This window comes from Bacillus sp. NPDC077411 (assembly GCF_044543425.1).
GTDB lineage: Bacteria > Bacillota > Bacilli > Bacillales > Bacillaceae_G > Bacillus_A > Bacillus_A bruguierae.
Map to the genome: position 1 here is coordinate 103,465 of NZ_JBITWA010000011.1, position 15,011 is coordinate 118,475.

Below are 15,011 nucleotides of genomic sequence, written 5' to 3' on the forward strand. Positions count from 1 at the left end.
CACGTTTGACAATCTACAAGCGTACGATGCAAACGGAGTAGCGTACAAGTATGAAGTGAAAGAACAACCAGTAGACGGATACAAATCGGAAGTAAAGGGTTATGACATTACAAATACAAAAGTAGGCCAAACAAAAGTAGCAGGAACGAAAACGTGGAATGACAACAACGCGACAGATCGTCCGAGCACAATCAAAATAGACTTACTGCAAAACGGCCAAGTGATTGACACGAAAGACGTAACAGCAGCAAGCGATTGGAAATATGCGTTTACAGGATTAGAAGCATATGATGTAGACGGCCAAGCATATAAGTATGAAGTAAAAGAGCAACCAGTAGCAGGATATAAATCAGAAGTGAATGGTTATGACATTACGAATACAAAGATTAAGGAACCTACACCTGAAGTTCCTAAGGACAATACAAATAATGATCCAAATAACGATCCAAAAGTTCCGTCCCTTAAAGAAAATGATAATACGACAGTATTACTTCCTAAAACAGGTGGAACACCAGCAGAGATAATTTCAATGGTTGGAGGTATGGTATTGTTCGTTTTAGGTGGAATGTTATTCCTTCGTCAAAGAGTTAAATAATTAGATTATTTATTAAGCTATAACCCGAGTAGTAGACAAGTTAAAAAGTCGCTATTCGGGTTTTTTGTTATTTAGAACCTGTCTTTTTAAAACAAATAATTATTTTTGCATATAGTTATAGTGAGAATGGAGGGAGATAAATGACAAGAATTGCGTATACAGAAAGTGATGTCGATTTATTAGCTCGTCTCATGCGTGCTGAAGCAGAAGGAGAAGGACAACAAGGTATGATGGCTGTAGGGACAGTTGGTGTGAATCGTGTCATGTGCGATTGTCTAGACTTTAAACAAATTACAAATATTTCACAAATGGTGTATCAGCAACCAGGCGGATTTGAAGCAACGACAAAAGGGTATTTCTATCAAAGAGCAAGAGAGAGCGACAAAGAAATGGCAAGAAAATGTTTGAATTATGCTCGTATATGGCCAGGTGTATATTCTTTGTGGTTTTTCCGTCCAGTTGGTAATTGTCCTCCTACATGGTGGGATCAGCCTCATGCAGGACAATACAAGAATCATTGTTTTTACGAACCGACTGGAGATGAATGCCCGAAAGTATATGCCGGAAAATAGTGCAGGATAAATATATCGGCGATTTGACACAATATAAAGACCGTTCGACAATAATCGGTACCCAAAAAACCACCCTTTTCCAAAATGGGGTGGCTTTTTGGGGGATATTTTAATATCTGAAGAATTATTATAACCAATATACAATGCGGTTATAGATCAATTGCTACAAAAAGGGGGAAGAAGATGAACACCATTCGAATTGAAGGAACAACTGTACAAGACTGGATCAAAACATATCCTTTAATAAATGATCTCATACGAACAAAGGAAGTATTTTGGTCCAACCCTAAATACGAATTGTTTCAAACAGGAATTGAAAAAACTCGATTTAATGAAAAAGATGTAAAAGATGCGGAAGAAAGATTAAAACGTTTTGCTCCCTATATTGCGAAAGTCTTTCCAGAAACAAAAAAGTTAAATGGAATTATTGAATCTCCTATCATTAAAATTCCTTCTATGCAACAGCACTTAGAACAAATTCATGGTTTAACATCTCCTGGTCAATTTTTATTAAAATGTGATAGTCATATTCCGATTGCAGGTTCAATTAAAGCAAGAGGTGGTATTTATGAGGTTCTTAAACATGCCGAAAATTTAGCTATTCAACATCAATTGTTAACACTGCAAGATGATTATTCAATGATAGATAGTGAAAAATTTAGAAACTTCTTCTCACAATACTCGATTGCAGTAGGTTCAACTGGCAACTTAGCACTTAGCGTTGGCATTATATGTTCTAAAATGGGTTTTAACGTAACGGTCCATATGTCAGCTGATGCAAAGAAATGGAAGAAGGATTTTCTGAAGAGTAAGAGAGCAACAGTTATTGAATATAAGGGAGATTACAGTAATGCTGTAGAAGAAGGCCGAAAGTATGCGAGTAACAAACCAAACTGTTACTTTATCGATGATGAAAATTCTCATGATTTATTTTTAGGATATGCAGTGGCTGCCTCTCGCTTACAACAACAATTAAAAGATATGAGTATAAGAGTAGATGGAAATCACCCACTTTTTGTGTACCTTCCATGCGGAGTAGGAGGGGGACCGGGGGGGATTGCGTTTGGTTTAAAATTAATATATCAAGACCATGTACATTGTTTTTTGGCAGAACCTACTCATTGTCCGAGTATGTTAATAGGCTTAATCACAGGATTACATGATAAAGTTTCTGTAAAAGATTTTGGTATTGATAGCATCACTGTGGCAGATGGCCTTGCGGTTGGAAAGCCATCAGGGTTTGTTGGGCAAAACATTGAATCTTTATTAAGTGGATGTTATACGGTGAATGATAATCATTTGTATCAATTATTAAGTGCATTGATCGATTCAGAGAATATGAGCTTAGAGCCTTCTGCGGTAGCAAGTGTGCCAGGGCCAATTAGGCTATTGAAAGAAAAAGAAGGTCAGGAATATTTAAGAAAGCATTGTTTAACAGACAAATTAGAAAATGCCACACACGTCATGTGGGGGACAGGTGGCAGTATGGTCCCTAAAGAAATTATGGAAGAGTATTATAAAAAAGGGCTAGAAGTATAGGTTTGGTATATTCCTAAAGTAAAAAAGGATTTCTTTCTGTATGACTAATAGAAAGAAATCCTTTTTTATTTTGGAGATTTGATTAATGAGCGTCTATAACAATAATTCCGGCACTGCCTCTTGTTAGTTATTAGGATATTTTCCCTTAAGAAATGCATACTAAACAATAATATAGAACGCATGTAGAAAGTGAGGGGAGTTCATGGTTAAATTTCTGAAACGGTTAAAAAGTAGAGGCAATCCTAAGTCATTTTCAAGACGTGACAATACTCATTTTCAAGAAAAAAATATAGAGGACTCCCTCTTAGACGCTGATTTATCTAAAAACATAGCTAAGCTTCAGGAACTCTTTCGTCAAGCTCCTGATTTAGTGATTCGTCGGTTTCCAATGACGGTAGATGGACTAGAAGCAGCTTTAGTGTATTTGTTTGGATTAACAGATAAACAATTGATTCAAAGTCATGTTCTAACTCCTTTGATGGATAGCGGCCGTGATGCGAATACAGAACTTCCAATTCCATTAGGACATATTGAAATTATTAATACATGGAGCCAGATTGAAAATGCTATTTTGGGAGGAGATAGTGTTTTATTGATTCATGGTCAAACGACAGCGCATCAATTAGATACGAAAGGATGGCCACAAAGAAATATTGAAGATACTCGTAATGAAATATCTCTAAAAGGTGCGCATCAAGCCTTTGTAGAAACTGGAAGTCTAAATGTTGCATTGCTTCGAAGATATATTCCTCATCGAGAATTAGTGTTACAAGAAACAACAATTGGTATGCGGGGTAAAACGAGGATTTCCATTGTATATTTGAAAGATGTAGCTTCCGAAGATGTGCTGAAGGAGTTGGAAACACGGATTGAAAACATTATGGTGGATGCTGTCATTAGTGCTGGTGAACTTATCGAATTCATTGAAGATAATCCATATTCTCCGTTTCCGCAATTTATATTAACTGAAAGACCTGATGTGGCTGTATCTCACATTCTCCAGGGAAGATTTGTGGTTGTTGTGGATCATTCTCCAAATGTATTGATTGCTCCGACAAATTTTATATCCTTTTTTCAAGGAGTTGATGATTACGGGACACGTTGGTTAGTTGCCTCGTCTATTCGGATACTTCGTTTCGTAGCTTTTATGATTGCTCTCTTTTTGCCAGCAAGTTATGTTGCGTTTATTTCCTTCAATTTTGAAGTCATTCCTGTAGAGCTTTTTTTATCTATTGCGGAATCAAGAACGCGCGTACCATTTTCTCCAGTTATGGAAGCGCTGCTTATGGAAATGACATTGGAAATGATGAGGGAAGGAGCCCTGCGGCTGCCTACTCCGATTGGTCAGACAGTTGGAATTGTAGGCGGGATTATTATTGGACAGGCGGCTGTTCAGGCGGGAATTGTCAGCAACATTATGATTATTGTTGTTGCTGTTACAGCCATCGCTTCTTTTATTATTCCAAATTATGATATGGGAGCTGCGGTCAGATTATTACGATTTCCTATGATGATATCAGCTGCTTTATTTGGAATTGTCGGACTTGTTATCGGGTGGATGACATTAGTTGCACATCTTATCAGTCTTGAATCGCTAGGCACTCCTTATGGCACTCCGTTAGCGCCATTTCGCTTTGCAGATATGAAGGATGCTTTTGTACGCTTTCCTCTATGGACAATGAAAAGTCGCCCTAAGGGTACGGGAGCTGCCCCATCTATTCGACAAGGACAAAACCATAATAAAAGGTGAAACTATGAAAAAGTATGCCTATAATGACATCACACTTCTCCAGTATATTTTTTTAATTAACGGAATGCAGGTCGCAACTGGCATTTTATCTCTCCCGCGAGTGCTTGCTGAAAAAGCTGGAACAGATGGATGGATTGCTATACTTATCGGCTGGGCCTTCTCCACAATATCCGGTATTTTTATCGTGAAAACATCTGCAAGATATCCAGAGGACACGCTTTATGACATTCTTATACGATTGTTTGGAAAAATAGTTGGGAAAGCGCTAGCTGTTATTTACATGATCTATTTTGCTTGCTATTCTTGCATCATTCTTGTGAATGCTTTGCTTTATCTTAAGGGGTGGCTTCTTCCGAAAACGCCTGACTATATCATTATCTTTTTGTTTTCCATTCCTACATTTATTGTTGTACGCAACGGTCCTCGAATTCTAGGACGATACTGCGAACTTGGTTTTTATATGATGATTTGGGTCCCAGTGTTTTTTTTGATACCGCTAAAAGAAGGTGGGAGTTGGCTGCCGTTCTTTCCGCTCTTAAAAGAAGGATGGAAACCGGTATTAGCAGCTGTACCGACCACAATTTTTACTTTTTTAGGGTTTGATATCGCATTCTTTTTATATCCCTTTTTACAAAAAAAACAGTATGCAGTCCATGGATTCGTTATTGCTAATACTTTGACGATGTTATTTTATTTATTTGCTACTCTTGTTTGCTTTGCCTACTTTAGCCCTGACAGCATTACAGAATTTAATCAGCCCGTACTAAATTTATTGAAAGTAATTGAATTTCGTTTTTTAGAACGTTTTGACATGATTTTATTAGCTGTTTACTTAATTGTTGTTTCCACAGCTTGGATGCCTTGTATATACTGCGCTGTCTTTTGTTCTAGCCAATTACTAGGGAAACAAGACCATAGCTCTCACCTCGTTGTTCTACTGATACTCATTATTGGCTTTATATTTTGGACTCATCCTAGTTGGAATCAATCCGAAACTTGGCAACAGGCAATATCGAATGCAGGATTAGGATTGACGTATATATCACCTATTATTTTATGGCTGTATAGCTGGGTATATGAGAAGTATCGCCAGGGGGGGATACATTGAAAAGAAAGGTATTATGTTGCATTTTGTTATTGGTGTTTATGATGACTGGTTGTTTTGATCAAACAAATGTTGAAGATGTTTCCTTGACTCTAATGCTTGGTATAGATTTAGATCAAAATGATAATTTATTGGTGTACATGTCAAGTCCTGTTTTTAGTAAAGAGGCAAAGAGAAAAGAAGAAAATACCGGCGTGAAATCTGTTACAGTTCGAAATTCTAGAGAGGAATTTGACGCTACAGTTATGGCGCTAACCTCGGGAAGTAAGACACAAGTTTTTTTAGTTGGAAAACGGCTAATGAAACAAAAAAATTGGGAAAAGTACCTTGATCCATTTTATCGGGATCCAAAAAACACAGTCACTACAAGAGTCATTGCTGTAGATGGACCTGTTTCAGACGTCATCTTTTATAATCCAAAGGATAAGCCACGGCTTCCTTTATATTTAACAAAACTAGTTGACACCGCTTATTTAAGAAATGTCACGGTAAAAACAACTCTTCAAAAATTGCATGAACAAACGATAGATAAAGGGATGACAGCAAGTATTACTGAGATGAAAAAAAAGAATAAACTATGGCTGACAGGTACAGCGTTGTTAGATGAAAAAGGAAGATATAAATTTACGTTAAAATCTGATGAAAACAAATTGTTACGTATTTTGCAGCACGAAACGAAAGGCGAGTTTCCATTTACAATTCCAATTAAGCTAAAATCGGATAACCAGGATAAAGATTGGATAAGCTTTAGTACCCAAAATATTAAAGTAAAGACAAAGGTAAGGTATGATAACCATTTTATATTTCATATAGATGTAAAGATGAGAATCGGCATTACAGAACGGCTTTTTTCGTTTAATACAAGAAAAGATGCAGCAAAATTGCAAAAGGCTATTGAAACGAAGATGGAGGCTGATTTCAAGCAACTCATAAAGAAAATACAAGCTGCTGAAATTGATCCGATTGGCCTTGGAATTTATGCAAGAACCTACACATACCCACAATGGAAAAAAGTTCAAAATAACTGGAATAAGGCATTGGCAAAGGGGGATGTGAATGTTAAGGTAAGTGTGAGAATTGGTGGGATGGGAACGATTAAGTAACAAGCGTTTAACTAAAATCTGTATTAAGACTGCAAGCCCCTTCGATTTTATGAAGGGGCTGTTCTCATTAAATATGAATTAAAGCGGTAATATTTCTTCTAGGTGTGTATTCAGCTCAAATACAAATCTATCAATATCCGGATTTTTTATTACATCATAGCAAGCGAAGCTCTTTAATGGTTTCATACCGATAAAATCTTGTGTGCGGTGTAAATGGCTGAGTGCTTCTTCTAAACTCTTTCCTCCAAAAAATTGCGCAGGATCGTTAAATGCTTGTTCCGGAGCATTCCATGTAGTTGAAAACATATAATGTTTGTCAGTTAATAAGCCGCCTCTTCCGTATTGCTCAGATCCTTTGAAAAATAATCCGTAAGCATACACCTCGTCCATATATGTTTTCAGTAATCCAGGCACATTGAACCAATAGATAGGTGTTTGGAAGATGACAATATCAGCCCATAAAAACTTACTTTGTTCTTCCATGGTACTGTATCCATTTTGAACGACTGTTGTTTGGACATTGTGATTTGCACCTAATACATTGATCATGTTATCCGTCAATGTTTTGTTTAGTTTTCCTTCTGCTGATCTATAGGTTTGATGGCCGTTTATAATAAGTATATTTTTCATTGTCGTTTTCCCCTTTATTTTATAATGTGTTTCAATTAATTTTCAGGTACAACGCCGAGTTGTTGCATAAGCGTTAGATTATCTTCTAAGTGCCAATCTTCAATGATTTTTCCATCTTTCACTCGTAAAATGTCGATAGCAAAGAAATTAACAGTTTTGCCAGTTGGCTGTTTCTCTCCAAAATTACCTTTATGTGTTCCAGTGAATGATAGACGAGCTGTTACTTTTTCCCCAGTTACTACTAAATCCTCGATATTACACTGTAAGTCCGGAAAGGCTTTACGGAAATTGCTTGAGGCAAATGTTAAGCCTTTTGGTCCTTGAGGACGCCCTTTTGGCAACGTGTTATCAAAAAAGTTGTCTGTAACAGTTTGCGGGATGAGAGCGTTATTTCCAGTATTCCAAAATGCATAGAAGCGCTGCGCAGCATGAACCATCTCTGTAGCTTTTTGTTGATCCAACGAAGGATCGATTGTCATCGATTTAGGTTGAGGAAACTCCTTCAATAGTTGAATATCTTTCTTGGCTGGTGCAGCAGTCTTGTATTCTGATGTTTGCGTATGACACGCTGCCATCATAATCATGACTCCGAAGATGCTTGTGACACTAGCTATGTTTTTCATGATTTTTTTTTGTAAGCTCATAATGGTCTCCTTTGCTTTTTATATTTTTCTACTCTGTTGCGCAGTGAATATGGCTTCTCGTTTATCTAAAGACCAACTCAATAATGTAACGAAAAGCCCAGCAGCGGTAACAAGAGCAGCAATCCACGGGCCTGCATGAAGTCCGGGTCCAGTGTTGATAATCCACCCGCTAAAGAATGATCCGCTAAGTTAAACGGACTAATATTCATAGCTCACCTCCTTATTTTGTAAATAGCGTCAGTCTCTAATGATATTGTATGTATAGTTTATTCCTTTTAGGAAGTAGTGATATTTATTTCATATAGTTACCATAAAGATAGAATTGTGATAATATAAAGAAAATCAATCGAAAAAAATTTTTAGGAGCGTGTTTCAATGAGTAACATGGAGCCAATCGAATTAACAAAGGGAACGCCGGGGCAAATTTGTCCCATTGCGAAAACACTTGATGTAATCGGAACAAAGTGGACGTTTTTAATTATTCGAGACCTTCTTATTGAAGGAACGATGCGGTTTAGTGACTTGCAAAAATCAATGGATGGAATTAGCCCGAAAACGCTCTCACTTCGTCTGAAGGAACTTGAAGTGCATGGAATTGTGGAAAGAACGGTATATCCAGAAGTTCCCCCGCGCGTTGAATACACATTAACAGAGAAGGGGAAACGTTTAGAACATATTTTCATTGAATTAAAACGGTTCGGATTAACGTTATAGAAGAAATAATGATTCATATTGGAAAAGGGAATATGTGTAAAGAAATATAATAATATAAAAAAGGATGCTTTTTAATTTAGGTAGTTCCGTTATTGTAGAGAAAAACGACAAAACATTTTTAATAACAAACAAAAACGCTCAGAACTATATCATTCTGAGCGTTGATTTATTATTTCTCCTATTTAGTTAAAGCACCTGTTGGTTTAGTAAACTATTTTCATTTCAGGCAATATTGTCTTTAACTCCATTAAGTCATTTATTACAAAATCAGCTTGAGCAAGTTCATCTTCTTGCGCAAAATCAAAATTACATCCAATTGCAATTAAACCATTATCTTTCGCAGCATTTATATCAGATAGACGGTCTCCAATTACTGCTGCCCTTTTTATATCATATTTTTTTATAATGGTTTTAACTAAATCGCCTTTATTGAGCGTTTGTATTTGCTGAATACTAAATGTTTTAGTAACCCAATTATCCAAATTATAATAACTTACAATTGCTTGTAAATATTCCGTTAAACCATTACTCGCTATGTAAATGGAATAATTATTTTCTTTTAAATAACTAAAAACTTCCTCTACATTAGGATATAAAGCACCTTTCCCATTTCTTATGTTTTCAACTAATCTTTCCAGAAAATAAGCATCCGTTTGTTCCCTTATTTCATTGGAATGATTAGGTAACAAGGCTTCCCAAACTTTTGGTAAAGGTACCCCCATAATTTCACGGTATTTATCAATAGGAGTTACTGTATCCCATAAATTTAGTGACCGTAAATGGTTAAAAGTATCATCAAGTGATAATTCTAGAATTTTTTCAGTTTGAAATAGAGTTCCATCCATATCAAAAATCAATGATTGTAACATTGCTTTCTCTCCTTTTTTTCCATTGCTTACTAATTTATCCCGCTATTTGTGGGCAGTAAGACCCCCACCTCGAGATTTAGAGAGAAGCGAAGAAGATAGGTGGGGGACAACTGCTGGCATGTGCCCGATTGGGCGGGCTTTCCATCAGTGGGGGATGAAGAAAACCTCCACTGATGGAAGTTTCACTTTATTTTCTTTCTGATATATTTTTCATTCACATCATTCTCGTCATTGAGGGTGAGGGACATTAATTATCGAGTTCATAAGAAAAATTGGCTCCTTAGCTAACTAAGGGTGTCAATTTTTAAAGTATTCAATATCAATAAGTATGTATACTATGAAAGTTAAAAGAAGAACAAAGGTAAAAAAGATTGCTTTTTGTTTTTTACTTGTCTTTTTAAACCATCCCCATCTTTTACTATCCATGTCTAACCAATAGTAATCGGCCAGAACAGCTAACAGAATGAGTAAGAAATACCAAAAGATTATCAATATAATCATCTCCTTTATTAGCTACATAGATGCATAGCAACTTCCTTTTAATTCCATTTTAACAGAAATAATGCTATGTTACATTATAAATATTCTATTCATGTCAGCCTTACATAATACAACCTATGGCTCGAAATTACATGTATCTTGGTTGATTATCTATTTGGTAACTAAATTAGAATTTAATAATAGAAAAAAGAGTTGATTTTTATCTATTCATATATAAGGATTTATACTTTTAATTATTGATAACAAAGATTATGGTAACTAAATTTTATAAGAATACCCCCTTATCATTTCAAAGGTAAGGGGGTATTCTACTGCTGTTGTTTAGCATAAATGAAGTTATTTCTTTCGTTTTATTTTAGAAACTCCAAATCCAATAGCAACACCAATAGTTATACCAAGAGCAAGGTTATGAATAAGCAACCCGAAAGTTGTCCCCAAACACATTCCTATAGATATTCCAATTACCGTTTTTGCATCACTTTGTTTATTTTTATTCAAGAAGATATATTTCCTTTCTGCAGAATTATGAATTGTAAGTTTTAAGTACATGACTCATTTATAGTATGGCAAAGATGAATAACAAATCATTAGTTTAATTATATAATAAGATTTATTTACACACTCTTTATGGCACATAAAATTTTAAATAGCAATAAAAAAACAAACCCTCATAGTAGAGAGTTTGTTCTCGCGTACTTTGCTATTGAAAAAACAGTTTATGGGGAACTGCTTAATCCATTTTACCATATAGGTAATGGAAATTATGTTAAGAAAATCCAATTTTAGTTAAGGAAATTGTAAAATGACGGGAAACCCCCTTAAAAGTAAAACTAAGTTCGTGATTTTTTATAAAGTGAAACTTCCATTTGTTTTAAACCTTGCATGTGACAGAAAAAGGCCCTGACCGCTTCTATGCACAGCCAGATGCTCTCGTCCGCCTAAAAAGAAAGAGGGTTTTATGTCGATTTTTTAATTTGTGTTTATATAATTATTAAATGATATTTGATGAATTCCCCTTCTCACTTAAACCATCATTTGAATTTTTTGTAGAATATTTATTTCTCAATTTATATTTATATAATATGCAAAATTGCATATTTATTATGAAAACCTAGTAAACTCAACACTTTAAAGTCTTGTATAAACAAAATTACAAGTAAACCGATATAAATAATATGAATTATTTTCCATTTTTAACAATTACCTACCTTTACAGAATGTATATATAAAAATATAATTTTCAAAAAATATAAATATTCTGTTTAATGCAGGGTGTAAAAACAAAGGAGAAGAAAACATGAAAACAAAGAAACAAAGTTTAGCAGTTTTATTGTCAGCTGGTATTGTTGCTACATCAATTAGTTTACCGACATCTAGCTATGCAGCTACATCAAATAATGTGCTGTCTACAGAGAAGTATAATGAGGCTATCAAGTCTCCAGAGTTTATTTCTGGACAGCTGACTACACCATCTTCAACAAAAACTGAGGATGTAGTATTTCGATATGTTGATGAAAATAAGGACAAATATAAACTAGGCACAAAAAGTGCTAAAGAATCATTCACTGTAAAGAAACAAGAAGATGATACGTTAGGAGCAAAAGTTATTCGATTACAACAAACCTATAATGGTGTTCCAGTATGGGGATCTACACAAGTTGCACATGTTGATAATAAGGGAGTATTAACTGTTTTTTCAGGAACCGTTATTCCTGATTTAGACCAAAAATTACAACAACCAAATCAAAAAATTTCTGCTAATGAAGCAGTGTCTCTTGCTGAAAAGGAACTAGGATTTAAACCAAACTATACTGTAGAACCAACATCTGAACTTGTAGTATATGCAAAAGATGACACAGTATCCTATGCATATCATGTTCATTTAGGATTTTTATCTCCACAACCAGGTAGCCATGATTATTTTGTTGAAGCAGAGACTGGAAAAATCCTAGATCATATTGAAGTTTTACATGCAGCAAAAAATCCAAGAAATATTACCGGAACAGTAACAACTGGGACAGGGAAAGATTCATTTGGAAATACCAGAAGCTTGAATCTCTTAAAATCTAATAATACTTATTATTTAGTAGATAAAACACGCGGACAGGGAATTTATACGTATGATGCACAAAATAAAGGAAGCGAAGATGACACTTCGGTCCTTCCAGGTGTCCTTTTTAATAATAGCACGAACAGTTTTATAAGCAAAAATGCACAAGCGGCTGTAGATGCTCATACTTACGCAGGAAAAGTATATGATTATTATAAAACGGTTCATGGAAGAGATTCTTATGACGGAAACGGTACTAAAATTGTTTCAACTGTTCATTTTGGACAACAGTATGAAAACGCGTTTTGGGACCCAGAGCTAAAACAAATGGTATATGGAGATGGAGATGGATCAACGCGTTCATTTACAGCCGCAATTGATGCTGTTGGTCATGAACTAACACATGCAGTTACAGATTCATCATCCAATTTAATCTATCAAAATGAATCTGGCGCACTTAATGAAGCAATGTCAGATGTTTTCGGCACATTAGTTGAATATTATAATAACTCAAATCCTGATTATTTAATTGGGGAAGATTTATTCTTCCAATCGGGACAAGCCCTTCGTTCTATGAGTGATCCAACAAAATACGGTGATCCAGACCATTATTCTAAACGTTATACAGGAACGAATCAAAGTCAATTAGTACACACAAATAGTGGGATTATCAATAAAGCAGCGTATCTCATTGCAGAGGGTGGTACTCATTATGGAGTAACTGTAAATGGTATTGGTAAAGATAAAATGGGCAAAATCTTTTATCGCGCAAATACTCAATATCTAACAGAATCAGCAACATTTTCTCAAGCAAGACAAGCCTTTGTACAGTCAGCCGCAGATTTATATGGAACGCAATCAGCTGAGGTTACCTCTGTAAACAAAGCATTTGATGCTGTTGGTGTTAAATAATTTTTATTTAACATAAAAAGATCCCTGAAATAATAAAAAAGTTTCTATAGTGCTAAAAAACGATATTCTTTTTGTACTTTTCTACAAAAAGAATATCGTTTTTTCATAAAATGAAAATTCTGACCACCTATTCTCATCTTACACCATTTATCTCTGAATTGTTGGTGATTAAGGACTAGTGCTGTAATTTTTGTGTTTCCATCCTCAATGATTCTCTATAAAGAAGTTCATAACTTAAGGTTTTCCGTAAATAGAAAACCTTAGCGTACGAATTCGCGCTTTTTGGTACTTGGGGGGATTAAAATTCCTTAGATTGATAGGCATGTATGGTGATAGAAGTACATTCTTTATAAAAAAGAAACTTTCCAAAATGTAACTATGTGAATTAAATATCACTACTTTAAAAAAGAAAGTTTTGGAATTACAATAACCTCAGTAAAACAAAACAAAAAAACTGGGGGAAATGAACATGCTAAACAATAAGAAAATTGTCATTATCGGTGGAAGTTCTGGGATTGGTTTAGAAACAGCAAGACTCGCACTTATGCAAGGGGCTGAGGTCATCATTGCTAGTCGTTCTAAGGAAAAACTGCAAGGGGCAAAGGATCAGTTAAAAGGAAACGTAACAATTCATGTGCTTGATACAACGCAAGAACAACAAGTACAATCCTTTTTTGAACAAACAGGCACGATTGATCATTTAGTTGTTACAGCAGCAGAAACATCTGGAGGTTCTTTTATTGATACAGATACAGCCGCAGCACGTCAGTTATTCGAAAATAAATTTTGGGGACAATTTTATGCAGCGAAATATGGTGCCCCGAAAATTGCTGGTAATGGTTCAATCACTTTATTTTCTGGAGTTGTCGCTTATAAATCTATGATTGGATCGGCGACACTTGGTGCAGTCAATGCCGCTGTTTCTAACCTTGGTCAAACATTAGCGCTAGAACTCGCTCCACTTCGCGTGAATGTTGTCTCACCAGGAATTATTGATACACCGTCACGAAGCAAAATGGCAGAAGAAGCGCGCAACAAATTCTACACTGACTTAGGGAACAAACTTCCAGCGGGGCGAGTAGGTAAGGCGGAAGATGTTGCCCAGGCTGTACTATATGCTATGCAGAACGGATTTGTTACAGGAACAGTTCTTCATATTGAAGGTGGGCATACGTTAATTTAATAGAATGGAAGACGCTATTCTTTTTAAGAGAATAGCGTTTTTCATTTTTCGACACATAAGTCGCTGCTATGCAGAACATAACAGGACCGCTACTTGCTTGCTCCTTTTTTTAAAACCTCGCATGTGGCAGGAAAAGGCTCTGACCGCTTCAATGCACGGTCAGATGCTCTCGCCCTCCCCTAAAAAGAAAGTGGGTTTTTATGTCGGTTTTTCAATTTGTATTTATATATATAGCGTTTAAAGGATAAAAAACCTTCAGCTTACTCCATTTCTCCTGCCACTTCTTCGTAAGTACACGTTCCTCATACATGTTTGCATATTCCTTCGTTTCTTCATAACAAGGAGTCGGTCGTAGTTCTAAGTTAATGATATCTTGTACACCCCAAGGGGCAGCTAATACAATTTCATCCTGCTCGTTTAATCTCAAACCTAGCGCCGTTGCTGTTTCTGGAAATTTTGATATAGCATCTACTGAAGAAGAAAAGGGCGGCATGTTGTTAATGATGTGCATTCTTGCTTCATTTTTAACAGACCAAGGTACATTTGACGACATATTCAGCAACTGTTTTTCGTATTTTTTCTCTTCGGATTCATCAATATTTTCCGCATCAAAATAAACAACATCAACATCTGGAAGGGGCGTTCTTTCTTCAAACCCGTGCAGAGTGTCCCATATTTTTGAGCGGACAAATCCGGCACACACCCACCAATCAGGTAAGTGTAATTGTTTAACAGTTTGTAATATATCCATCATCCATGGATCTTTTTGTACTAATTGAATGATATCTTGTTCGTTTGTTAGTTTCATAGGTATGTGCCTCTCTGTTTTTTTGTTATGTCCTTC

The 15,011-nt window shown here is 35.7% G+C and carries 16 protein-coding genes; 9 read left to right on the forward strand and 7 right to left on the reverse strand.

Going from position 1 to position 15,011, the window contains the following annotated elements; translation table 11 throughout:
- The 6 genes from ACIGHG_RS15270 to ACIGHG_RS15295 all read left to right on the forward strand — a co-directional run.
- The coding region (locus ACIGHG_RS15270) for a Cna B-type domain-containing protein (RefSeq protein ID WP_396549222.1) at nucleotides 1-595 on the forward strand (595 nt) is incomplete at its 5' end.
- Nucleotides 596-735: 140 nt separating this feature from the next.
- Nucleotides 736-1,167 carry a cell wall hydrolase gene (locus ACIGHG_RS15275; RefSeq protein ID WP_336470898.1) on the forward strand — a complete coding sequence of 144 codons (432 nt, stop codon included), beginning with the start codon at nucleotides 736-738 and terminating at the stop codon, nucleotides 1,165-1,167.
- 183 nt (nucleotides 1,168-1,350) lie between these two features.
- Complete coding sequence (locus ACIGHG_RS15280) at nucleotides 1,351-2,706, forward strand: D-serine ammonia-lyase (protein WP_396549224.1); 1,356 nt, start codon at nucleotides 1,351-1,353, stop codon at nucleotides 2,704-2,706.
- 202 nt (nucleotides 2,707-2,908) lie between these two features.
- Nucleotides 2,909-4,456 carry a spore germination protein gene (locus ACIGHG_RS15285; protein WP_336470900.1) on the forward strand — a complete coding sequence of 516 codons (1,548 nt, stop codon included), beginning with the start codon at nucleotides 2,909-2,911 and terminating at the stop codon, nucleotides 4,454-4,456.
- A gap of 4 nt (nucleotides 4,457-4,460) precedes the next feature.
- The gene (locus ACIGHG_RS15290) at nucleotides 4,461-5,564 is read left to right on the forward strand and encodes a GerAB/ArcD/ProY family transporter (protein ID WP_336470901.1); all 1,104 of its coding nucleotides are present in this window, start codon (nucleotides 4,461-4,463) and stop codon (nucleotides 5,562-5,564) included.
- Nucleotides 5,561-6,664: a Ger(x)C family spore germination protein gene (locus ACIGHG_RS15295; protein WP_336470902.1), complete on the forward strand. Its 1,104-nt coding sequence runs from the start codon at nucleotides 5,561-5,563 to the stop codon at nucleotides 6,662-6,664. The genes ACIGHG_RS15290 and ACIGHG_RS15295 overlap by 4 nt, the downstream gene beginning before the upstream one ends.
- Nucleotides 6,665-6,742: 78 nt before the next feature.
- On the opposite strand, the gene ACIGHG_RS15300 is transcribed toward ACIGHG_RS15295, so the two are convergent.
- The 3 genes from ACIGHG_RS15300 to ACIGHG_RS15310 all read right to left on the reverse strand — a co-directional run bounded on the left by ACIGHG_RS15300 (nucleotide 6,743) and on the right by ACIGHG_RS15310 (nucleotide 8,147).
- Nucleotides 6,743-7,294 carry an NAD(P)H-dependent oxidoreductase gene (locus tag ACIGHG_RS15300; protein ID WP_396549227.1) on the reverse strand — a complete coding sequence of 184 codons (552 nt, stop codon included), beginning with the start codon at nucleotides 7,292-7,294 and terminating at the stop codon, nucleotides 6,743-6,745.
- 35 nt (nucleotides 7,295-7,329) lie between these two features.
- A complete protein-coding gene (locus tag ACIGHG_RS15305) occupies nucleotides 7,330-7,938 on the reverse strand; it encodes an ester cyclase (protein WP_396549229.1) in 609 nt (202 codons plus the stop codon).
- Between the two features lie 77 nt (nucleotides 7,939-8,015).
- Nucleotides 8,016-8,147, reverse strand: coding sequence for a hypothetical protein (locus ACIGHG_RS15310; protein WP_396549231.1), 132 nt, complete (start codon nucleotides 8,145-8,147; stop codon nucleotides 8,016-8,018).
- Between the two features lie 166 nt (nucleotides 8,148-8,313).
- On the opposite strand from ACIGHG_RS15310, the gene ACIGHG_RS15315 reads away from it, so the two are divergent.
- Nucleotides 8,314-8,652, forward strand: coding sequence for a winged helix-turn-helix transcriptional regulator (locus ACIGHG_RS15315; protein WP_090918864.1), 339 nt, complete (start codon nucleotides 8,314-8,316; stop codon nucleotides 8,650-8,652).
- A 203-nt stretch (nucleotides 8,653-8,855) separates the two neighbouring features.
- Here the strand turns inward: ACIGHG_RS15315 and ACIGHG_RS15320 are convergent, their stop codons facing one another.
- From ACIGHG_RS15320 to ACIGHG_RS15330, 3 genes are all read right to left on the reverse strand, one after another.
- Nucleotides 8,856-9,521 carry an HAD family hydrolase gene (locus tag ACIGHG_RS15320; protein ID WP_396549233.1) on the reverse strand — a complete coding sequence of 222 codons (666 nt, stop codon included), beginning with the start codon at nucleotides 9,519-9,521 and terminating at the stop codon, nucleotides 8,856-8,858.
- A gap of 297 nt (nucleotides 9,522-9,818) precedes the next feature.
- Complete coding sequence (locus ACIGHG_RS15325) at nucleotides 9,819-10,022, reverse strand: hypothetical protein (protein ID WP_396549235.1); 204 nt, start codon at nucleotides 10,020-10,022, stop codon at nucleotides 9,819-9,821.
- A 336-nt stretch (nucleotides 10,023-10,358) separates the two neighbouring features.
- Entirely contained in the window at nucleotides 10,359-10,520 is a 162-nt protein-coding gene (locus tag ACIGHG_RS15330; protein WP_336470912.1) for a glycine zipper domain-containing protein, read from the reverse strand.
- Between the two features lie 799 nt (nucleotides 10,521-11,319).
- Between ACIGHG_RS15330 and ACIGHG_RS15335 the strand changes: the two genes are divergently transcribed.
- Together ACIGHG_RS15335 and ACIGHG_RS15340 are read left to right on the forward strand one after the other, a co-directional pair.
- Entirely contained in the window at nucleotides 11,320-12,984 is a 1,665-nt protein-coding gene (locus ACIGHG_RS15335) for a M4 family metallopeptidase (RefSeq protein WP_336470913.1), read from the forward strand.
- Nucleotides 12,985-13,453: 469 nt separating this feature from the next.
- Complete coding sequence (locus ACIGHG_RS15340) at nucleotides 13,454-14,167, forward strand: SDR family oxidoreductase (RefSeq protein ID WP_336470914.1); 714 nt, start codon at nucleotides 13,454-13,456, stop codon at nucleotides 14,165-14,167.
- 211 nt (nucleotides 14,168-14,378) lie between these two features.
- Here the strand turns inward: ACIGHG_RS15340 and ACIGHG_RS15345 are convergent, their stop codons facing one another.
- Entirely contained in the window at nucleotides 14,379-14,975 is a 597-nt protein-coding gene (locus tag ACIGHG_RS15345; protein WP_396549238.1) for a nucleotidyltransferase family protein, read from the reverse strand.
- Between the last annotated feature and the right edge of the window lie 36 nt (nucleotides 14,976-15,011).